Origin of the sequence: Lelliottia sp. WB101, from assembly GCF_003051885.1 — a bacterium.
GTDB classification, from domain to species: Bacteria; Pseudomonadota; Gammaproteobacteria; order Enterobacterales; family Enterobacteriaceae; genus Enterobacter; species Enterobacter nimipressuralis.
The window spans coordinates 2,976,609-2,995,298 of the sequence record NZ_CP028520.1; the positions used below are offsets into that span (position 1 = coordinate 2,976,609).

The 18,690-nt window shown below is 54.7% G+C and carries 21 protein-coding genes; 10 read left to right on the forward strand and 11 right to left on the reverse strand.

Translation table 11 applies throughout. From position 1 onward, the window contains the following. The first annotated feature begins 43 nt into the window (after window positions 1-43). Window positions 44-1,171: an MFS transporter gene (locus DAI21_RS14315; RefSeq protein ID WP_107703414.1), complete on the forward strand. Its 1,128-nt coding sequence runs from the start codon at window positions 44-46 to the stop codon at window positions 1,169-1,171. A 640-nt stretch (window positions 1,172-1,811) separates the two neighbouring features. On the opposite strand, the gene DAI21_RS14320 is transcribed toward DAI21_RS14315, so the two are convergent. Then, entirely contained in the window at window positions 1,812-2,672 is an 861-nt protein-coding gene (locus DAI21_RS14320; protein ID WP_107703415.1) for a LysR family transcriptional regulator, read from the reverse strand. 97 nt (window positions 2,673-2,769) lie between these two features. On the opposite strand from DAI21_RS14320, the gene DAI21_RS14325 reads away from it, so the two are divergent. After that, window positions 2,770-3,276: a phenolic acid decarboxylase gene (locus DAI21_RS14325; RefSeq protein ID WP_107703416.1), complete on the forward strand. Its 507-nt coding sequence runs from the start codon at window positions 2,770-2,772 to the stop codon at window positions 3,274-3,276. Between the two features lie 73 nt (window positions 3,277-3,349). Here DAI21_RS14325 and DAI21_RS14330 read toward each other — a convergent pair whose 3' ends face one another. After that, the gene (locus DAI21_RS14330) at window positions 3,350-3,841 is read right to left on the reverse strand and encodes a DMT family transporter (RefSeq protein ID WP_100779897.1); all 492 of its coding nucleotides are present in this window, start codon (window positions 3,839-3,841) and stop codon (window positions 3,350-3,352) included. Between the two features lie 9 nt (window positions 3,842-3,850). Continuing rightward, on the reverse strand, window positions 3,851-4,285 hold the full coding sequence (locus DAI21_RS14335; RefSeq protein ID WP_100779898.1) for a DMT family transporter: 435 nt from the start codon (window positions 4,283-4,285) through the stop codon (window positions 3,851-3,853). A gap of 99 nt (window positions 4,286-4,384) precedes the next feature. Here DAI21_RS14335 and DAI21_RS14340 point away from each other — a divergent pair, with 99 nt between their 5' ends. After that, complete coding sequence (locus DAI21_RS14340) at window positions 4,385-5,323, forward strand: LysR family transcriptional regulator (protein ID WP_107703417.1); 939 nt, start codon at window positions 4,385-4,387, stop codon at window positions 5,321-5,323. A 168-nt stretch (window positions 5,324-5,491) separates the two neighbouring features. Then, a complete protein-coding gene (locus DAI21_RS14345) occupies window positions 5,492-6,097 on the forward strand; it encodes a LysE family translocator (protein ID WP_107703418.1) in 606 nt (201 codons plus the stop codon). A gap of 137 nt (window positions 6,098-6,234) precedes the next feature. On the opposite strand, the gene DAI21_RS14350 is transcribed toward DAI21_RS14345, so the two are convergent. Next, complete coding sequence (locus tag DAI21_RS14350; protein WP_100779902.1) at window positions 6,235-6,585, reverse strand: DUF1304 domain-containing protein; 351 nt, start codon at window positions 6,583-6,585, stop codon at window positions 6,235-6,237. A gap of 127 nt (window positions 6,586-6,712) precedes the next feature. Here DAI21_RS14350 and DAI21_RS14355 point away from each other — a divergent pair, with 127 nt between their 5' ends. After that, window positions 6,713-7,408: an RluA family pseudouridine synthase gene (locus DAI21_RS14355; RefSeq protein ID WP_107704260.1), complete on the forward strand. Its 696-nt coding sequence runs from the start codon at window positions 6,713-6,715 to the stop codon at window positions 7,406-7,408. A 12-nt stretch (window positions 7,409-7,420) separates the two neighbouring features. Here the strand turns inward: DAI21_RS14355 and DAI21_RS14360 are convergent, their stop codons facing one another. From DAI21_RS14360 to pth, 3 genes are all read right to left on the reverse strand, one after another. After that, the gene (locus DAI21_RS14360) at window positions 7,421-7,960 is read right to left on the reverse strand and encodes a DUF2058 domain-containing protein (RefSeq protein WP_100779903.1); all 540 of its coding nucleotides are present in this window, start codon (window positions 7,958-7,960) and stop codon (window positions 7,421-7,423) included. Between the two features lie 131 nt (window positions 7,961-8,091). After that, window positions 8,092-9,183, reverse strand: coding sequence for a redox-regulated ATPase YchF (gene ychF, locus DAI21_RS14365; protein WP_107703419.1), 1,092 nt, complete (start codon window positions 9,181-9,183; stop codon window positions 8,092-8,094). 126 nt (window positions 9,184-9,309) lie between these two features. Further along, entirely contained in the window at window positions 9,310-9,894 is a 585-nt protein-coding gene (gene pth, locus DAI21_RS14370; protein ID WP_100779905.1) for an aminoacyl-tRNA hydrolase, read from the reverse strand. A 272-nt stretch (window positions 9,895-10,166) separates the two neighbouring features. Here pth and ychH point away from each other — a divergent pair, with 272 nt between their 5' ends. After that, a complete protein-coding gene (gene ychH, locus DAI21_RS14375; RefSeq protein ID WP_100779906.1) occupies window positions 10,167-10,442 on the forward strand; it encodes a stress-induced protein YchH in 276 nt (91 codons plus the stop codon). Between the two features lie 82 nt (window positions 10,443-10,524). Here ychH and dauA read toward each other — a convergent pair whose 3' ends face one another. The 4 genes from dauA to lolB form a co-directional block, all read right to left on the reverse strand. Continuing rightward, window positions 10,525-12,204, reverse strand: coding sequence for a C4-dicarboxylic acid transporter DauA (gene dauA / locus DAI21_RS14380; RefSeq protein ID WP_107703420.1), 1,680 nt, complete (start codon window positions 12,202-12,204; stop codon window positions 10,525-10,527). Window positions 12,205-12,327: 123 nt separating this feature from the next. Next, the gene (prs, locus tag DAI21_RS14385) at window positions 12,328-13,275 is read right to left on the reverse strand and encodes a ribose-phosphate diphosphokinase (protein ID WP_003856663.1); all 948 of its coding nucleotides are present in this window, start codon (window positions 13,273-13,275) and stop codon (window positions 12,328-12,330) included. 125 nt (window positions 13,276-13,400) lie between these two features. Next, entirely contained in the window at window positions 13,401-14,270 is an 870-nt protein-coding gene (gene ispE / locus DAI21_RS14395; protein ID WP_107703421.1) for a 4-(cytidine 5'-diphospho)-2-C-methyl-D-erythritol kinase, read from the reverse strand. Then, window positions 14,267-14,878 (reverse strand): lipoprotein insertase outer membrane protein LolB, encoded by a 612-nt coding sequence (lolB, locus tag DAI21_RS14400; RefSeq protein ID WP_107703422.1) that lies wholly within the window; start codon window positions 14,876-14,878, stop codon window positions 14,267-14,269. The genes ispE and lolB overlap by 4 nt, the downstream gene beginning before the upstream one ends. Window positions 14,879-15,088: 210 nt before the next feature. Here lolB and hemA point away from each other — a divergent pair, with 210 nt between their 5' ends. Genes hemA through sirB2 form a run of 4 tightly spaced genes read left to right on the forward strand, consistent with a single transcriptional unit; the run spans window position 15,089 to window position 18,689 of the window. Continuing rightward, window positions 15,089-16,345 carry a glutamyl-tRNA reductase gene (gene hemA, locus DAI21_RS14405; protein WP_107703423.1) on the forward strand — a complete coding sequence of 419 codons (1,257 nt, stop codon included), beginning with the start codon at window positions 15,089-15,091 and terminating at the stop codon, window positions 16,343-16,345. A 42-nt stretch (window positions 16,346-16,387) separates the two neighbouring features. Then, window positions 16,388-17,470 carry a peptide chain release factor 1 gene (gene prfA, locus DAI21_RS14410; RefSeq protein ID WP_100779911.1) on the forward strand — a complete coding sequence of 361 codons (1,083 nt, stop codon included), beginning with the start codon at window positions 16,388-16,390 and terminating at the stop codon, window positions 17,468-17,470. Then, window positions 17,470-18,300 (forward strand): peptide chain release factor N(5)-glutamine methyltransferase, encoded by an 831-nt coding sequence (prmC, locus tag DAI21_RS14415; protein ID WP_107703424.1) that lies wholly within the window; start codon window positions 17,470-17,472, stop codon window positions 18,298-18,300. The genes prfA and prmC overlap by 1 nt, the downstream gene beginning before the upstream one ends. Continuing rightward, window positions 18,297-18,689, forward strand: a complete 393-nt coding sequence (gene sirB2 / locus DAI21_RS14420) for an invasion regulator SirB2 (protein WP_107703425.1) — start codon at window positions 18,297-18,299, stop codon at window positions 18,687-18,689. The genes prmC and sirB2 overlap by 4 nt, the downstream gene beginning before the upstream one ends. The last annotated feature ends 1 nt before the right edge of the window (window position 18,690 follow it).

Sequence of the window (18,690 nt, forward strand, 5' to 3'; positions counted from 1 at the left end):
ACAATAATAGCCGCATGTTCTGCTTATTTAAGGGATTAATGTTATGAATACCAATAAGCAGCCACCGTTGTGGCTACTGACAATACTGATTATGTTTCCCCAACTGGTGGAAACCATATACAGCCCTGCATTGCCTGACATCGCCCGTGCTTTTCAGGTAGGCAGTGAACGTGCCACGCAGACACTTTCAGTCTATTTTGTCGCGTTTGCCGTCGGCGTTGCACTCTGGGGCTGGCTAAGCGACCGTATTGGTCGGCGACCGGCGATGATGGCCGGACTTCTGTGCTACGGGACCGGTTCCGCACTGGCGCTTGTAACTCCAGACTTTAGTGTTTTACTCCTGGCTCGCATGGTGGCGGCCATGGGGGCAGCTGCCGGGTCCGTTGTCGTTCAGACCATGTTACGGGATAGTTACGAATCAACGGCCTTAGCCCGTGTCTTTTCCGTAATGGGAGCGGCGCTGGCAATAAGCCCGGTTTTCGGTCTGGTAAGTGGAGGTTGGCTGGTCAGCCTGTACGGACATACAGGCGTGTTCGTTGCGCTGGTGACACTGGCCCTGGCGCTGCTGACACTGACCGCATTACTGCTGCCTGAAACGCGGTCGGAAAATACTTCCAGTGCCCGTTTTGGCGGGCTGGGTTACCGAATGGCGGGTGATGGAAGGCTTTGGAAAAATGCAATGCTTGTTGCGCTGCTCAATACGATGCTTTTCAGTTACTACAGCCTGGCACCGTTTCTTTTCGGGCAACTGGGCTGGAGTCCCCGTGCTTTCGGATGGACGGGGATTTTACTGGCTTTAGCTTCTCTGTCGGGCAGCCTCTGGAACCGGAAACTGTTGTCTATAGGTTTGCCACCAGAAAAACTGGTGAAGAATGCCTGCCTGCTGGCCCTGTTATCCGGTATCGCAGCATGGATATTACAGCATTCTGTCTGGATCCTTTTGCCGATGGCCGGGATTGTGGTTGCCTATGGCATCGCGATTCCAAACGTGCTCAGCCAGGCCCTGAGCCGATACCGTGAACAGACCGGAGCGGCCGGAGCGTTGTTTGGATTAGTCTACTATATGTTGCTGGGAATGATGCTGGGACTTGCTGGTATCGTGCAACAACTGGGATTGGTTCTGACCGCTTGTGCAGTAATAGCCTGGTTTTTCAGCCTTTCACGCCACTAAGGCTACTGGCTTTAATATTGACCCGGGAACCTGTTAGAGAATGGGTTCCCGGTGCAATACTGAATGGTTTACGCCAACTGCAGTCCGGTTAGCTAAGAACTACTTTTAGCAATTATTGCTTCCTTGAGCCAGTAATGTCCTCTAATGGCACTAAGCGGACTTTCATATTTCAAACCCACGGCTCCCCGAATACCATCATTATCCCTAATAGAATCTCTGCACTATCCAACTATCCAACTATCCAACTACCCAACTACCCAACTACCCAACTACCCAACTACCCAACTACCCAACTACCCAACTACCCAACTACCCAACTACCCAACTACCCAACTACCCAACTACCCAACTACCCAACTACCCAACTACCCAACTACCCAACTACCCAACTACCCAACTACCCGTGACACTTGATAAGGGTAGGATGTTTCAGAACAGCCGATAAAGCCGAAGTTGTTCCACCACGGAACCAACACACTAATGAAAAGCACCGAGGTAAAAGGCGGTGTGACGTTGACGTAATAAGGCACCCCCAGCAAACAGGCAGACACCCATAACAAGCTTATATCGTACTGCAACAGAAGTACGATATAAGAATGTAATCAGGCGCTTACAGGCGTGCCGCATTTCACGGTGTGGTTTACAGCGCCTTTTTCAGGGCTGATATCAGGAAACTGACCGGTTCATCGGGCGGAACATCACGGCGCAGGATGATGTGTAATGGCGTGACGCGGTGCGAACCGTGGCTGAGGGGCAATGGTTGCAGTATGCCTGCTGCCAGTTGCTGGTGGATATAGGCCTGCGGCAGCCAGCCGTAACCAAGACCGGCCACGACAGCGCCTGCCGCCGCATCCAGAGTGGAGAAATCCCAGTTTTGGCTATCCCCTGAGGCCGCTTTCCCGCTATCTGCTATTTGTATCCGTGGCCAGTTGCTGAGCAATGCTTCGGTCAACGTGCCGGATACCGACAGCAGAGGATGATCGCGATGTGCCACGGCAATAAAATCCACGTTCATTAGCCACTCTCCCCGGCCGGTAATATTTTGCCGGTCGGTCACGATCATCACATCAGCATCGTCCACAGCGGACATGGTGGGGAACATGCTCTCGGTGACTTCCGTTAGCTTCACCCGAATAGTCGGCCAGCGCTGCTGGAATTGTTGCAGGGCAGAGAACAGGCGCTCCCGAGGATAGATAACGTCCACCACCAAATTAAGCTGCGATCGCATCCCCTCCTGCAGAGTTGCGGCCTGGGCCTCCACATAACTAAATGTTTTCAGCAGCGGGCGTACCTGGCTCAGCAGCGTGGCCCCGGTTGGGGTCAATACCGTACGACGCCCCTCAGGAACCAGCAGCGTCACGCCCAGTTGCGTCTGGAGCTGCGCGAGATTATAGCTAATAGAGGACTGGCTGCGGTGTAGCGTATCGGCGGCGCGGGCAAAGCTGCCGGTAGTGAACACACAGTCAAGGATTGCCCATTGTTCCAGCGTTGTTTTATTCATATTGATTCATTTATTGGATTGATATCATCATAAAATAGCGCTATTCATCAAAATATTAAAGCATTAGACTTGTTTTATCGAACAGAGGAGACCTGAAATGAGCAACTTTGATAAACATGATTTAAGCGGTTTTGTCGGTAAACATCTGGTGTACACCTACGATAACGGCTGGAACTACGAAATTTATGTCAAAAATGAACAAACCCTGGACTACCGTATTCACAGCGGCCTGGTGGGGAATCGTTGGGTCAAAGATCAGCAGGCTTATATCGTCCGCGTGGGTGAGAGTATTTACAAAATCTCCTGGACGGAGCCAACCGGCACGGATGTGAGCTTAATTGTCAACCTGGGGGATAAACTCTTCCATGGCACTATTTTCTTCCCACGTTGGGTGATGAATAACCCCGAAAAAACCGTGTGTTTCCAGAATGACCATATTCCGCTGATGAACCAGTACCGCGATACCGGTCCGGCTTATCCGACGGAGGTTATTGATGAATTTGCCACCATCACCTTTATTCGTGACTGCGGTGCGAATAATGACGATGTGATTGCCTGCGCGGCGAGTGAATTGCCGGACAATTTTCCAGATAATCTGCGTTAAATAACACCCCGCTAAATTTAAAAGAAACCGGTCACGACGACGGTTTCTTTTTTTTGCTACTCATCCGGGACGTTTATTCGTTTACGGTTGCCTGATGACGCGTTTCTTTAGCCGGTGCTGCTTTGCTTCTGTTGCTGGAATAGATGAAGAATAGCGCGATACCCAGACAGAGGATGGCACCCAGACGATTCATTGAGAAGGGGATCGCCCCGTTGCCAAGCCAGCCAAAGTTATCAATCAGCATGCTCATTGTCAGCTGACCGAAAATCACCGCAACCGTTGCAACGGCTGTGCCGATACGTTGGACGGCAAAGACCATAATGACGATGTAAGGCACACCAAACATAGCACCTAACAGCTGCCACTTCGGTACATCCAATAGGCTGGTAGCATGTTTAGGCTCAAAGAAGAAAATCAGCAGGGCAGTAATAAGCGCGCCGACGGAGAAGGTCAGAAATGCGCTTTTGAATACACCCACTTTGCTACCCAGTTGGCCATTTATCGCAGCCTGAATGCTGAGCATTGCACCACCAATAACCGCCAACACAATCATCATAAAAGTCATCATTTTTTCTTAACCCCGAGCAACAAGAACCAGCGCCAGTACGATAAAAATCAGCGCGATAATGCGTTTATTGTCAATTTTCCGATGTGGCGTGCCCAGCAGACCATAGTGGTCAATGATCAGGCTTTTGGATACCTGTCCTGCCAGAATGCCTATCATCGTCATAGCGATACCGATTGCCGGTGTAGCGATGGTCAGAATAATGACGTAAACAGGGCCGAGCACCCCGCCCAGTAGGTTCCAGGAGGGCTGCGCGAAAAAGGATGGGCTATTGCGTGGACTGAAAAACAGCATCAGCAAAAACGTCAGGGCCGCACCCACCCCGAATACGCTGAATGTCGCCCATAAATCGCCGACTTCTCCTCCCAGCGGCCCCAGCAGACCAGCCTCTACAGACAGTCCCATTCCGCCCGCGATAACAATTAAAATCAGTACCAGTTGCATAGCAAACTCTCTACGGTTGTCTAAGCGCAGAAGATTACACCTGGTCTGAGATGTGAAAAATGCCATAATTCAGGAAACACCTTTGCAGGATTTGCATCAATGCATGGCGCAGGCAATATCAGTATCCGTTCTCTTTTAATCTTTATTGACGTGTATGAAACGCAGAATTTTTCCGTGGTCGCGCGCCGCGAAGGAATATCGGCTTCGCAGGTTTCACGAGTTATCCATCATCTTGAAGACGCGCTCGGTCAGCAGCTTTTTTATCGCAACACACGCGCGGTTATCCCAACTGAAAGTGGCCACCTTTTTATCCGGCACGCACGCGCCATGGCCGGTAATCTTGAGGATGCCCGCCGCGAACTGGATGAACGTGCGCTTGAGCCTTCAGGTTTAATTCGCATTAATGCCCCGGTATTTTTCGGACAGCGGCATGTGGCCCCAGGACTACCGGGTCTGACGGCGCGTTACCCCCGTCTGACCATTGAGCTGACGCTGACCGATGATTACATCGATCCACACAGGGATGCCGCTGACGTCATTTTCCGGATTGGCGTTCTGGCTGACTCTTCCTTTCATGCGCGCGTTTTCGGGCAGCAGTTTTATCACCTGGCTGCGTCGCCTGCGTATCTGGATAAATACGGTATGCCTGAATGCCCGGAGGATCTCGGACGCCACAAATGCCTTGTCTACAGTGGCTCTTCCGGGCCAAACCGCTGGCTGGTTCGCAGGCCAGGTGAGGAGTGGGTGCACTATCCCGTGTCGCCACTGATGTCGTCCAATAACGCAGAGACTTTGCTTATTGCGGCTCTGGGCGGGATGGGCATTGTGCTTTTTCCGGACTGGCTGATTGCTGAAAGACTGAAAAGCGGTGAGCTGATCGCGCTACTGACCGATATGGATACCTCTATTAAAACGGAGCCACAGAACATTGCGGCTATCTACCCTCACACCCGCCATCCGCCGCTGAACGTCAGGGCGGTTATCGATTACTATCTTGAGGTGTTTGGTTCGCCGCTTTACTGGCAGTCTGAGGGGTAAGTTCAGGCTGGCAATGGAGCATAACCGGCGTCAGTTTTCTCCAGGCTTAGAAAGTGAATCGGTGACCTTGAACAGCATCTTGCGGTTGTTGATTACGGTGGCAGTGCAGAGGGTTACGCAGCGCCTCAACTGGCAATCTGTGAGAGTGTCCATTACTATCCAAAATCTATGGATGTGAACATTTTCGGCTTTATGCCAGCACTACTGCCTGTAGCACTGTCCCCCGGCGCAAGCTTCACTCTCGTTATGAACAGTGCTCTGGCTGGTGGTCACAAAGGCCTAATCAGAACGCTCGCCGGAACAGCGTTGGGCATATACACCCATGCGGTTTTAATAGGGCTGGGTGTGACTGCTGTGCTCATCTCGTCCCCGGCAGCGTTTGCAGTACTCAAAGTTGCCGGAACGGCCTATCTGCTCTGGTTGGGCGCGATGCTTATCCGCAGTGGGATAACGGTCAATACAGGCGGGTTTAGTGATTCAAAGCATGCGGTGACGTTAAAAGATGCGTGGCTTGCGAATGTTTTGAACCCAAAAGCCATCCTTTTCTATGTGACGGTCGTTTCACAGTTCGCCGGGATAAAGGGAGGGGTTAGTAATTACCTGACGCTGGCATCTGTGCATGTCGTGGTGATGAGCGTTTGGCTTTTCTCTGTCAGCCAGACACTGATATTTTCGGTTAAAAAAACGAACCCGTTAATGCTCAAAAAATACGTCAACATTGCCGGCGGGATGTTGCTCATTGCTTTTTCTCTGCATAGCCTGATAAAGGGATAATGCCCACATTTGGCAAAGCGTTGCCGTTATGATTCAGGTCTTCAGCTACGCATGATGCTGGGGAGAGATATCAGGCGGGGGGTGAGACGTAACGCTTTATTGTTCCGGATGAGGAAATAAAACGGTAACGGATGATCTCAACGGGCTATTAGTGCCACGATCGCGGCAAGCGCTGGAAGCGCCTGCACATAAAGTATCTTCCGACTGGCGGTTACCGCTCCAAAAATACCTGCAACCAGCACGCAGATCAGAAAGAAGAATATCACCGAAACACCGCGTTCGCCGAGCCATAAGCCCCACAGCAATCCCGCCGCCAGGAAGCCGTTGTACAGCCCCTGATTCGCAGCGAGAACGCGGGTTTCACGCGCAAAATCGGCGCTCAAATTAAAAGCTTTCTGACCGGTTTTGGTGTTCCACAAAAACATTTCGAGCACCAGAATATAGAGATGGATGACGGCAACGACAGCGACAAGAAGAGTAGCAAACACGGGCGGCCTTACAGGGTGAGGGCAGATGAAAGGGAGTATAGATAATTCCAGCGGGGGCGGCAGGCTGATTCGCCACCAGGATGAAAATTCGTTATCATCCGCTCCCACTCTTTATCCGTGCAGCCTGATGTCTACGATTATCGATACCTTTATTGCCCCGCCGTGTCTCGACGAGATTGAAATTCTCTATCAGGACGCGCATCTGGTGCTGATCAACAAACCGGCGGGGCTGCTGAGTCTTTCGGGGAAAAATCCGCAGAATCTCGACTCGGTGCATTATCGACTGGTGAAGATTTTCCCTGGCTGCACCCTCGTGCACCGCCTGGATTTCGGCACGTCCGGGCTGATGGTGGTGGCCCGCAATAAGGCTATCAACGCGGCACTGTGCCAGCAGTTTAGCGAGCGTCGCGTGACCAAGATTTACACTGCGCTGCTGTGCGGGCATCTGGACGATAACGACGGGGTGATAGATGCAGCGATTGCCAAAGATCCGGCGCTGTTCCCGCTGATGTCGATTTGCGCCATCACGGGCAAGCCCGCGCGCTCTCGCTATCGGGTGGTTGAACGTATTTATCAGGAAAGGGAAGGGGTGTTACTGCCGTTGACGCGGGTCGAGCTGACTCCGGAAACCGGGCGCACCCATCAGCTGCGTATTCACTGCCAGCAGCTGGGGCACCCTATTTTAGGCTGCGATCTGTATGGTGGCCTCACGCTGCCAGGTACTGAGCGCACGCCGCGTCTGATGCTGCACGCCAGCGAGCTGCACTTTGTGCATCCCGTGAGCGAAGAGCGCATCACGGCGCGTAATGCCAGCCCGTTCTGACCGCAAACGTCATTACCACATCAAATCATCAGGCACTTTGAAATCGGCGTATGGATCGTCCTCGTCCTGCTCTTCCTGACTCAGGGCGCTGTTCAGTACGATACTGTCTGCATCACGCTGGGCGATTTTATCCGCGACGCTTGCCGGAATAATCGCGTACTGACTTTCACTTGCCCCATCCACCACCAGGCGGGCGATGGCGAGACGGCCACTAATCAGCTGCGTCTGCGTCGTTTTATCGACAACGATCTTTTTGATGAGGTTGTTATCGGTGAAGTTGAAATCGATGTTTCCGCGTGACACCACGATGCGGTTCATCTCAATCAGCTGTTTCACCTGTGCTTTAAACTCTTTCGCCAGCGTCGCCTGTTTTTGCTGTTCACTCAGTTGCTTATCACGTTCGAGCTGGGCTTTTTTGTTCTCTTCCACCGCTTCACGCGCCTCGCGAGCCTGCACGCGGGATTTCTTCGCCGTTCTCTGCACTTTGGCCATTTTTTTGCTGGTGACCAGGCCTGCTTTGAGCATCTGCTCTTGTAAGGTAAGTTTTGTCATCTTCGTATCTGAACCTGTTTGAAATTTGCCGGGATTATACCTGTAATTTTATACAAATAAAAAATCCACGCCGGAGCGTGGATTCTATAAAGTTTGTTGTTGCTGATATCTCGTCAGCCAACACATTTTATTTAGACGTTAAACAAGAAGTTCATTACGTCGCCATCTTTGACGATGTAATCTTTACCTTCTGCACGCATCTTGCCGGCTTCTTTCGCGCCTTGTTCACCTTTGTAGGTGATGAAGTCTTCAAACGCGATGGTCTGTGCGCGGATAAAGCCTTTTTCGAAGTCGGTGTGGATTTTACCGGCCGCCTGCGGAGCGGTGGCACCGACAGGGATGGTCCATGCGCGCACTTCTTTCACGCCAGCGGTGAAGTAGGTTTGCAGGTTCAGCAGCTCGTAGCCCGCGCGGATAACGCGGTTCAGGCCCGGCTCTTCCAGGCCCAACTCAGCCATGAACTCTTCGCGGTCGGCATCGTCCAGCTCGGCGATGTCAGACTCAACGGCAGCACACACAGCAACGACGACGGAGCCTTCGCCAGCGGCGATTTCACGCACTTTGTCGAGGTAAGGGTTGTTCTCATAACCGTCTTCGTTAACGTTCGCGATGTACATGGTTGGCTTCAGGGTCAAGAAGCTCAGGTATTTGATCGCCGCTTTATCTTCTTCTGTCAGATCCAGCGCGCGCAGCATGCCTGCGTTTTCCAGCTGTGGCAGACATTTTTCCAGGGCTGCCAGTTCGGCTTTCGCGTCTTTATCGCCGCCTTTGGCTCGCTTCTGCACGCGGTGGATTGCGCGTTCGCAGGTGTCCAGATCGGACAGGGCAAGCTCAGTGTTGATAACGTCAATATCGTCAGCCGGATCGACTTTGTTATTCACGTGGATGATGTTGTCGTTTTCAAAACAACGCACCACGTGGCCGATGGCTTCGGTTTCACGGATGTTAGTCAGGAACTGGTTACCCAGGCCTTCGCCCTTGGAGGCGCCTTTTACCAGGCCCGCGATGTCGACGAATTCCATGGTGGTTGGCAGAATGCGCTGTGGTTTAACGATTTCAGCGAGCTGATCCAGACGTGGGTCAGGCATCGGCACGACGCCGGTGTTCGGCTCAATCGTACAGAACGGGAAGTTTGCTGCTTCGATACCCGCTTTGGTGAGCGCGTTAAAAAGGGTGGATTTGCCCACGTTTGGCAGACCAACGATACCGCATTTAAATCCCATCTTTAAATCACCTTAATGTCTTGATATTCAACCCGTTAGCATTAACCGATTGAAGAAAAGTAAATAACTTTGCCTATTATACACGTAACCGCCGTCACGCGCGGTAAAAATGGCGTCTCGCGCGGACTACTGCGCTTTAAAGGCGTGTAAACGATTTGTCGCTTTGGTCAAACCTTCTTTAAGCCACACCTCGGTACAGCGCGCCGCTTCGTCTACGGCATCGTCAATAAGCTTCTGCTCGGAAGCGGGTGGTTTACCCAGTACAAAACCGACAACTTTGTTTTTATCGCCCGGATGGCCGATTCCCACGCGTAAACGATGAAAGTTCGGGTTATTGCCGAGTTTGCTGATGATGTCTTTCAGGCCATTGTGACCGCCGTGACCGCCGCCGAGTTTGAATTTAGCGACACCGGGCGGTAAATCCAACTCATCGTGGGCGACCAGAATTTCATCCGGATTGATGCGATAAAACGTCGCCATCGCCGCCACGGCTTTACCGCTCAGGTTCATGAATGTGGTCGGAACAAGCAGACGCACATCGGCACCCGCGAGGTTGATACGCGAGGTATAGCCATAAAATTTCGGCTCTTCACGCAGGGGGGCACGTAACCGCTCGGCCAGCAGATCGACATACCAGGCTCCGGCGTTATGGCGGGTGGCCGCATACTCTGCGCCTGGGTTGGCAAGGCCGACAATCAGTTTAATCGTCACGTTTCAATTCCTAAAGGTTCCAGATTTGCCGCGTAGTTTACTGTCTGGCGCGCCGCTTGACAAAATTCTGCGGCAGGAAGAGGGGAAATTTGAATAATGACGGGTTTGAATCATTAGAATTTCAAGCTGTTCAGGCGCTTATTTGTAAACTTTTGTCTCGGGCGTGCTCATTATTGTGATCATTCACGCAACTCATAAAAGACCCGTTGTCTATACTTTACACACAAGGATTAGGGACATTTCCCTGCAACCCAAAGTTCCGGAGGTGACATATGAAACGCAGAAACGCTTCACGACTCGGTAACGTGCTAATGGGGTTGGGCCTGTTCGTGATGGTAGCAGGTGTGGGTTATTCTATTTTAAACCAGTTGCCGCAACTTGACCTCCCACAATACTTCGCGCACGGCGCGGTGCTGAGCATCTTTTTAGGTGCGGTTTTGTGGCTGGCAGGGGCCCGCGTGAGTGGTCATGAGCAGGTCAGCGACCGATACTGGTGGGTACGCCATTACGACAAACGCTGCCGCCGGGACCAGCATAAACCTAGCTAGTACATCTGCCGGGTCACCGCAGCGATAACCGGCCTGCAAAAGATGAATACAAAAACGGCTCCTGATGGAGCCGTTTTTATGTTTAGAGATCCGCTAATGCCGCTTCGCGATTCGGGTAGAACGCCAGGCGCCCCGGAATCGGCTGCACACCCGCGCGCGCCATGGTGCGCAGGGGCTGGAACTCAAGATTACTCACCCGCAGTTCGCAGCCTTCCGGCAGACGCTTCACAAAGCGCTGGAATGCATCCAGACCGCCTGCGTCCAGCACCGGGACTGCATCCCATTTCAGCACCACAATCCGCTTCCCGGAAATACGCGATTCCAGATCGCTGAACAAACCTTCCGCCGCCGCAAAGAACAGTGGGCCGATAACGCGCAGCACCAGCACATCCTCCGGCACCTCGACATTCACCGGTGACAGGCGCGTCATCTGCGCAATGCGGCGCATAAACAGCAGCGAGGCCAGCACAATCCCGACGCTGATGGCGATCACCATGTCAAACAGCACCGTCAGGGACATACAGATCAGCATCACGATGATGTCGTCTTTCGGCGCGCGGCGCAGGAGATGCACCACTTTGTGCGCCTCAGACATGTTCCACGCCACCATCAGCAGCAGGGCGGCCATCGCTGAGAGTGGGAGCCACGACAACAGCGGGGCGAGCGCCAGCAAGGCGAGGATCACCAGCAGAGAGTGGATCACCGCAGACACTGGCGAGGTAGCCCCGGCGCGCACGTTGGCCGCTGAACGGGCAATCGCTGCCGTGGCGGTAATACCGCCAAAGAACGGCGCGATAAGGTTACCCAACCCCTGGCCGACCAGCTCGCTGTTGGCTTTATGCTTGGTGCCGGTCATACCGTCGAGCACCACCGCGCAGAGCAGCGATTCAATCGCGCCGAGCATCGCCATTGAGAACGCCGCCGGAAGCAGGGCGCGCAGGGAATCCCAGCTGAGGGTGAAGTCCGAGCCAGGTAAATTCCATGGCAGCACCAGCTGAGGCAGTAGCTGAGGAATGCCGTTGCCCTGGGAGCCATCCGCCAGAATGTAGTGAAACTGCGAGCCGATAGTGGCGACGTGTCCGCCGAGTAGGTTCACCACGCCCATCACTGCGCAGCCCAGCAGCAGCGCGGGAAGATGCCCCGGCAGGCGAATGCCCAGCCGTGGCCAGAGAATTAACGTGCCGAGCGTAACGATACCGATCGCCGCATCGCCCAGATTCGCTGTCGGCAGGGCCATAAACAGGGCACCGACCTTTTGCAGATAGTGTTCAGGCACCTGTGCGAGCTGCAAACCGAGAAAATCTTTGATTTGCATGGTCCCGATGGTGATGCCGATCCCGGAGGTAAAACCGAGCGTCACGGAGAGCGGGATGTACTCGATCAACCGACCAAAACGGGCCAAACCGAACAGAATCAAAAATACGCCCGACATCAGCGTGGCGACCAGCAAACCGGCCAGACCAAACTGCTGGGAGACCGGGTAGAGGATCACCACAAAGGCCGCTGTCGGGCCGGAGACGCTATAGCGCGACCCGCCCGTCAGGGCGATGACAATCCCGGCAACTGCCGAGGTGTACAGCCCGTACTGCGGGGCAACGCCGCTGCCAATCGCCAGTGCCATCGCCAGTGGAATGGCAATAATCCCGACGGTGATCCCGGCGATGACATCACGCAGAAAACGCGATGAAGTGTATTTTTCTTTCCAGCAGGCGTCGATGAGGGCGCGAAAGGGCAGAACATGTGAGGACGCTACGTTTTTCACAATTCTCTTTTTCCGTGAGCACATCATCTGTCATGTGAATGGCAGGTGAAGGAGGTATTAATCATACAAATAGGTAATGAAGACAAAAAAACCCGCCGCAGCGGGTTTTTGGGCCGTGTTCGATTAGTGTTCGAACATCGCAGAGATGGATTCTTCGTTGCTGATACGACGAATCGCTTCGGCCAGCATGCCTGACAGGGTCAGGGTACGTACGTTTGGCAGCGCCTTGATCTCATCACTTAATGGAATGGTATCGCACACCACCACTTCGTCGATGACGGAGTTGCGGAGATTGTTGACAGCATTGCCAGAGAAGATCGGGTGAGTTGCGTAAGCAAACACACGCTTAGCACCACGTTCTTTCAGCGCTTCAGCGGCTTTGCACAGCGTGCCGCCGGTGTCGATCATGTCATCAACCAGCACACAGTCACGGCCAGCGACGTCACCGATGATGTGCATCACCTGAGAGACGTTAGCGCGCGGACGGCGTTTGTCGATGATCGCCATGTCGGTATCGTTCAGCAGTTTGGCAATCGCACGAGCACGAACCACGCCGCCGATGTCCGGAGAAACCACAATTGGGTTATCCAGGTTCAGCTGCAGCATGTCTTCTAGCAGGATTGGGCTGCCGAATACGTTATCAACTGGAACGTCGAAGAAGCCCTGGATCTGCTCTGCGTGCAGGTCAACGGTCAGAACGCGGTCAACACCGACGCTCGACAGGAAGTCAGCAACCACTTTAGCGGTAATCGGTACACGCGCGGAACGGACACGACGGTCCTGGCGGGCATAGCCGAAGTAAGGAATAACAGCCGTGATACGGCCTGCGGAAGCACGGCGCAGGGCATCGACCATAACAACCAATTCCATCAGGTTGTCGTTAGTTGGAGCACAGGTGGACTGGATGATGAAAATATCACCACCGCGTACATTTTCGTTAATTTGTACGCTGACTTCGCCGTCGCTAAAGCGACCTACAGCGGCGTCGCCGAGGGAAGTGTACAGGCGGTTGGCAATACGTTGTGCTAGTTCCGGGGTGGCGTTACCAGCAAAAAGCTTCATATCAGGCACGAGAAGAACCTCAGGCATGCGTCCAATGGTGGATAACATTCGCCACTAACTGTGCGGGCCAGGCGAACGCTATCCAGGCGGTGTATTAAAGAGCGCGATGCAACGTCTGGAACAGGGTGACGTTGTCACCGAAACTCAGTCTGCGCCAGAATGGCCTGCTGTAGCGGGGAAGTGTTCATCCCACGCGCCACAAAACCATGCAGCCATTCCGGGGCTTGCTCTAGCACCTGACGAGCGGCGAATTCGGTGTCAAATTCAGCAAAAACACAGGATCCTGTGCCAGTCAGGCGCGACGGGGCGTATTCTAACAGCCAGGAAAGCACCGCATCAACCTCGCGAAAACGTTTTCTTGCGATAACCTCGCAATCGTTGCTGAATTCACATTTTAGTAACGTTTCTATTGACCGGACGGGAGTGTCACGTGGCAACGCCGGATCCTTAAAAATAACTGGGGTCGGAATACTCACACCAGGGTGGGCAATCAGATACCATTTCTCCGGTGGATCGACCGGCGTGAGGATCTCGCCAACCCCTTCGGCAAACGCGGCGTGACCGCGAACGAACACCGGCACATCGGCACCGAGCGATAGCCCCAGCGCGGCCAGTTCATCAGGCGTTAATCCGCAGCCCCAGAGATGGTTCAGGGCAACCAGTATCGTCGCGGCATTGGAAGAGCCGCCTCCCAGGCCGCCGCCCATAGGCAGGCGTTTCTCGATATGGATATCGGCACCGCTTCCCGCCGGAAGCCTTCCCGAGCCGGCCGCCGCGTTCATCAGCAGCCGCGCGGCACGCACGATCAGATTATCTTCATGAGCAACGCCTTCAACGGCCGTCAGCAGGTGAATCTGGCCGTCGTCGCGCAGTTCAATGGAGATCGTGTCGCCATAATCGACAAACTGAAACAGCGTCTGCAGCATGTGGTAGCCGTCAGCGCGTTGCCCGGTGATGTACAAAAACAGGTTCAGCTTCGCCGGAGAGGGCCATTGGCTCATCATTTAACGATCCAGTTATCCATTTTGAGCTTAATACGCTGACTGCCTTCCGTCAGTTCCATATTGGATGGCAATGCCGGTTTACTTGCGCTGTCATAGCCGCCGTACACCACTTTCCAGGTTTTCCCGTTCTGGGTGTAGTTGAGTTCGCTCAGGCGATACTGGTCGTCGAGTTTGTAATCGGTGGCTTCGCCCGGCAGACCGAGGATCCACTGGCGCAGGCTATTAAGCGGAATCGGCATACCGGTCAGTTTGCCGATCATCTCTTCGGCATCTGTCGCAGTATAGTGCTGGCCTTTGTTATCGGTGATCTGTGCGGTGCCTGGCTGGGCATTCAGCTCCAGTTCAGTGCTGCCGAGCGGGTTCAGCAGCAGCAGGCGATAGCGATCCTGACCGGTTTGTTGCCAGAAGAAGCGGGCGTAGACTTTTTGCTGATCGGACAGATAAGCGAACGCGCCGCGCGTCTGATACTGGCTTAAATTGCGCACCTCTTGCTGGTGCTGACGCCACTGCGGTGAGTCAGGACTTTTGCCGGGGCCCTTGGGCGGAGTAATCGAGCAGGCGGTGAGAATCAGCGCCGCCAGCGGTAACAAGCGAATGAATCGGGCCATAGTCGTGACAAATCCTTGAGATGCGTTGCAGTTATAACCCTTAATGCTAGCGCCGGGCGGTGGCAGCGTCTACGTTCATATTGTCTTAAATCATGAAATTAGCCGGAAACGGCTATTACTCCGAAAGGGGGCACTCTCTTTTATTGATCTCGCGCATCCTGTATGATGCGACCTGCTAACCTTATTAACGCTGGTACTACTCCCGCTCACATGACCCTTTTAGCACTCGGTATCAACCACAAAACAGCCCCGGTTTCGCTGCGAGAACGCGTTACGTTTTCGCCGGATACGCTCGACCAGGCGCTGGATAGCCTGCTTGCCCAGCCGATGGTGCAGGGTGGTGTGGTGCTCTCTACGTGCAACCGTACTGAGCTATATCTGAGCGTGGAAGAACAAGACAACCTCCACGAAGCGCTTATCCGCTGGTTATGCGACTACCACAATTTGAACGAAGAAGAGCTGCGCAATAGTCTGTACTGGCATCATGATAATGATGCGGTCAGCCATTTGATGCGCGTTGCCAGCGGCCTCGATTCGCTGGTGCTTGGCGAGCCGCAAATACTCGGGCAGGTCAAAAAAGCCTTTGCCGATTCCCAGAAAGGCCATCTCAAAGCCAGCGAGCTGGAACGCATGTTCCAGAAATCATTCTCCGTGGCGAAGCGTGTGCGAACCGAAACCGACATTGGTGCCAGTGCGGTTTCTGTTGCCTTCGCAGCCTGTACGCTGGCACGTCAAATCTTTGAATCGCTCTCAACGGTCACCGTGCTGCTCGTCGGCGCCGGGGAGACCATTGAGCTGGTGGCGCGTCATCTGCGCGAACACAAGGTCAAGCAGATGATCATCGCCAACCGGACCCGCGAACGCGCGCAGGTACTGGCAGACGAAGTGGGCGCAGAGGTGATTGCCCTCAGCGACATTGATGAACGCCTGAAAGACGCGGACATCATTATCAGTTCAACCGCCAGCCCGCTGCCTATTATCGGTAAAGGGATGGTGGAGCGTGCGCTGAAATCGCGCCGCAATCAGCCAATGCTGCTGGTGGACATCGCCGTCCCGCGTGACGTCGAGCCGGAAGTCGGCAAGCTGGCAAACGCCTATCTCTACAGCGTTGACGATCTGCAAAGTATCATTTCCCACAACCTCGCCCAGCGTAAAGCGGCGGCGGTGCAGGCAGAGACGATTGTCGAGCAGGAATCGAGCGAATTTATGGCCTGGCTGCGCGCGCAAAGCGCCAGCGAGACGATTCGCGAATACCGTGGTCAGGCGGAACAGGTACGTGACGATCTGACGGCCAAAGCGATGGCGGCCCTCGAGCAGGGCGGCGATCCGCAGGTCATTATGCAGGACCTGGCGTGGAAGCTAACCAACCGGTTGATCCATGCTCCAACCAAATCACTTCAACAGGCAGCCCGTGACGGGGATGATGAACGCCTGACTATTCTGCGCAACAGCCTCGGGCTGGAATAGCGCCACACACCCATTTTCTATTACAAGGTGCATTTTACGCCTATGAAGCCCTCTATCGTCGCCAAACTGGAAGCTTTGCACGAGCGCCATGAAGAAGTTCAGGCCCTGCTCGGTGATGCCGCGACTATTGCTGACCAGGATCGTTTTCGCGCCCTGTCGCGCGAATATGCGCAGCTCAGTGATGTTGCGCGCTGCTTTACTGAATGGCAGCAGGTTCAGGAAGATATTGAAACCGCGCAGATGATGCTCGACGACCCTGAAATGCGCGAAATGGCGCAGGAAGAGTTGCAGGACGCCAAAGCGCGCGCCGAAGAGATGGAGCAACAGCTCCAGGTTCTTCTGCTGCCGAAAGATCCGGACGATGAGCGCAACGCGTTTGTCGAAGTCCGCGCCGGAACGGGTGGCGACGAAGCCGCGCTGTTTGCCGGCGATCTGTTCCGCATGTACAGCCGCTACGCGGAATCCCGCCGCTGGCGCGTAGAAATCATGAGCGCCAACGAAGGCGAACATGGTGGCTATAAAGAAGTGATCGCCAAGATCAGCGGCGACGGCGTGTATGGACGTCTGAAGTTTGAGTCCGGCGGGCACCGCGTGCAGCGCGTCCCGGCGACGGAATCTCAGGGGCGAATTCACACCTCTGCCTGTACCGTTGCGGTGATGCCGGAGCTGCCAGAAGCTGAACTGCCGGATATCAATCCAGCCGATCTGCGTATTGATACCTTCCGTTCGTCAGGCGCGGGCGGTCAGCACGTTAACACCACTGATTCCGCGATCCGTATTACCCACCTGCCGACCGGCATCGTGGTGGAGTGTCAGGACGAACGCTCCCAGCACAAAAACAAAGCCAAAGCCCTGGCAGTGCTCGGCTCACGTATTCGCGCCGCCGAAATGGCGAAACGCCAGCAGGCTGAAGCGTCTACGCGTCGTAACCTGTTGGGCAGCGGCGATCGCAGCGATCGTAACCGCACCTATAACTTCCCGCAGGGCCGCGTGACCGACCACCGCATCAACCTGACGATTTACCGTCTGGATGAGACGATGGAAGGCAAACTCGACTCCCTGATCGAGCCGATCGTGCAGGAATACCAGGCCGATCAGCTGGCCGCGCTGGCCGAGCAGGACTAATGGATTTTCAGGCCTGGTTACGTGCCGCCGCGAGCGAGCTTTCCAACAGTGAAAGCCCGCGTCGCGACGCCGAAATCTTGCTGGAACATGTCACCGGAAAAGCGCGCACTTATCTCCTGGCATTCGGTGAGACGCTGCTGACGCCTGAACAGGAAGCGCAGCTCGCGGCACTGCTGGCCCGGCGTAAAACCGGTGAGCCGGTGGCGCACCTGACCGGTGAACGGGAGTTCTGGTCGCTGCCGCTGTATGTTTCAGCCGCCACGCTGATCCCGCGCCCGGACACCGAGTGTCTGGTCGAACAGGCGCTGGCCCGTCTGCCTGACGGCCCGTGTCGCATCCTGGATTTAGGCACGGGCACCGGCGCGATTGCGCTGGCGCTGGCGAGCGAGCGCCCCGATTGTCAGGTTACCGCGGTCGACGTAATGCCTGACGCGGTAGCCCTGGCGCAGCGCAATCTTGCGCGTCTGGGTTTCAGTAACGTTCAGATCAATCAAAGCAGCTGGTTTTCTGCCCTGGCACAGCACGCCTTTGAGATGATCGTCAGCAATCCGCCTTATATCGACGAGCACGACCCGCATTTGTCGCAGGGGGATGTGCGCTTTGAGCCGCTCACGGCGCTGGTTGCAGCGAACGACGGGCTGGCCGATATCGAACACATCATCACGACAGCCCGCGAGTACCTGGTGCCTGGCGGCTGGCTGCTGCTTGAACACGGCTGGACGCAGGGGGCAGCGGTCCGTGCGCTGTTTAGCGCGGCGGGATACGCGAGCGTCGAAACCTGTCGTGACTACGGCGGCAACGAACGCCTGACGCTGGGGAAAAAGCCATGAGCGCCTTCAGCGTGTTGATCGCTGTGCACATTGCCGCCGTGGTGCTGACCATCAGCTTTTTCGTGGTGCGCTACTGGTGGCGTTACAGCAACCATCCGCTCATCGACGCCCGCTGGGTGCGCGTTGCGCCGCACTGTATTGACACGGTTTTGCTGTTTTCCGGCGCCGGTCTGATGTGGCTGACGGGCTATCTGCCATTTACTGATAAAGGCGCATGGCTGACTGAAAAGCTGTTTGGCGTTATCATCTACATCGTTTTGGGTTTTATCGCGCTTGGACGTCGTCGTCCGCGCAGCCAGCAGGCCGGTTTTATCGCCTTCCTGCTGGGGCTGGTGGTGCTGTACATCATCATTAAACTCGCCACCACAAGAATACCGTTACTGGGGTAAG

What these genes read in the sequence shown, in the direction of transcription:
- DAI21_RS14320 (WP_107703415.1), bottom strand. Translation starts at nt 2,672, where the DNA reads ATGAATAAAACAACGCTGGAACAATGGGCAATCCTTGACTGTGTGTTC.
- DAI21_RS14355 (WP_107704260.1), top strand. Translation starts at nt 6,713, where the DNA reads ATGTCTACGATTATCGATACCTTTATTGCCCCGCCGTGTCTCGACGAG.
- ychF (WP_107703419.1), bottom strand. Translation starts at nt 9,183, where the DNA reads ATGGGATTTAAATGCGGTATCGTTGGTCTGCCAAACGTGGGCAAATCC.
- DAI21_RS14325 (WP_107703416.1), top strand. Translation starts at nt 2,770, where the DNA reads ATGAGCAACTTTGATAAACATGATTTAAGCGGTTTTGTCGGTAAACAT.
- lolB (WP_107703422.1), bottom strand. Translation starts at nt 14,878, where the DNA reads ATGGCCCGATTCATTCGCTTGTTACCGCTGGCGGCGCTGATTCTCACC.
- DAI21_RS14335 (WP_100779898.1), bottom strand. Translation starts at nt 4,285, where the DNA reads ATGCAACTGGTACTGATTTTAATTGTTATCGCGGGCGGAATGGGACTG.
- DAI21_RS14360 (WP_100779903.1), bottom strand. Translation starts at nt 7,960, where the DNA reads ATGACAAAACTTACCTTACAAGAGCAGATGCTCAAAGCAGGCCTGGTC.
- DAI21_RS14330 (WP_100779897.1), bottom strand. Translation starts at nt 3,841, where the DNA reads ATGACTTTTATGATGATTGTGTTGGCGGTTATTGGTGGTGCAATGCTC.
- DAI21_RS14345 (WP_107703418.1), top strand. Translation starts at nt 5,492, where the DNA reads ATGGATGTGAACATTTTCGGCTTTATGCCAGCACTACTGCCTGTAGCA.
- hemA (WP_107703423.1), top strand. Translation starts at nt 15,089, where the DNA reads ATGACCCTTTTAGCACTCGGTATCAACCACAAAACAGCCCCGGTTTCG.
- DAI21_RS14315 (WP_107703414.1), top strand. Translation starts at nt 44, where the DNA reads ATGAATACCAATAAGCAGCCACCGTTGTGGCTACTGACAATACTGATT.
- sirB2 (WP_107703425.1), top strand. Translation starts at nt 18,297, where the DNA reads ATGAGCGCCTTCAGCGTGTTGATCGCTGTGCACATTGCCGCCGTGGTG.
- prmC (WP_107703424.1), top strand. Translation starts at nt 17,470, where the DNA reads ATGGATTTTCAGGCCTGGTTACGTGCCGCCGCGAGCGAGCTTTCCAAC.
- prfA (WP_100779911.1), top strand. Translation starts at nt 16,388, where the DNA reads ATGAAGCCCTCTATCGTCGCCAAACTGGAAGCTTTGCACGAGCGCCAT.
- ispE (WP_107703421.1), bottom strand. Translation starts at nt 14,270, where the DNA reads ATGATGAGCCAATGGCCCTCTCCGGCGAAGCTGAACCTGTTTTTGTAC.
- ychH (WP_100779906.1), top strand. Translation starts at nt 10,167, where the DNA reads ATGAAACGCAGAAACGCTTCACGACTCGGTAACGTGCTAATGGGGTTG.
- DAI21_RS14340 (WP_107703417.1), top strand. Translation starts at nt 4,385, where the DNA reads ATGCATGGCGCAGGCAATATCAGTATCCGTTCTCTTTTAATCTTTATT.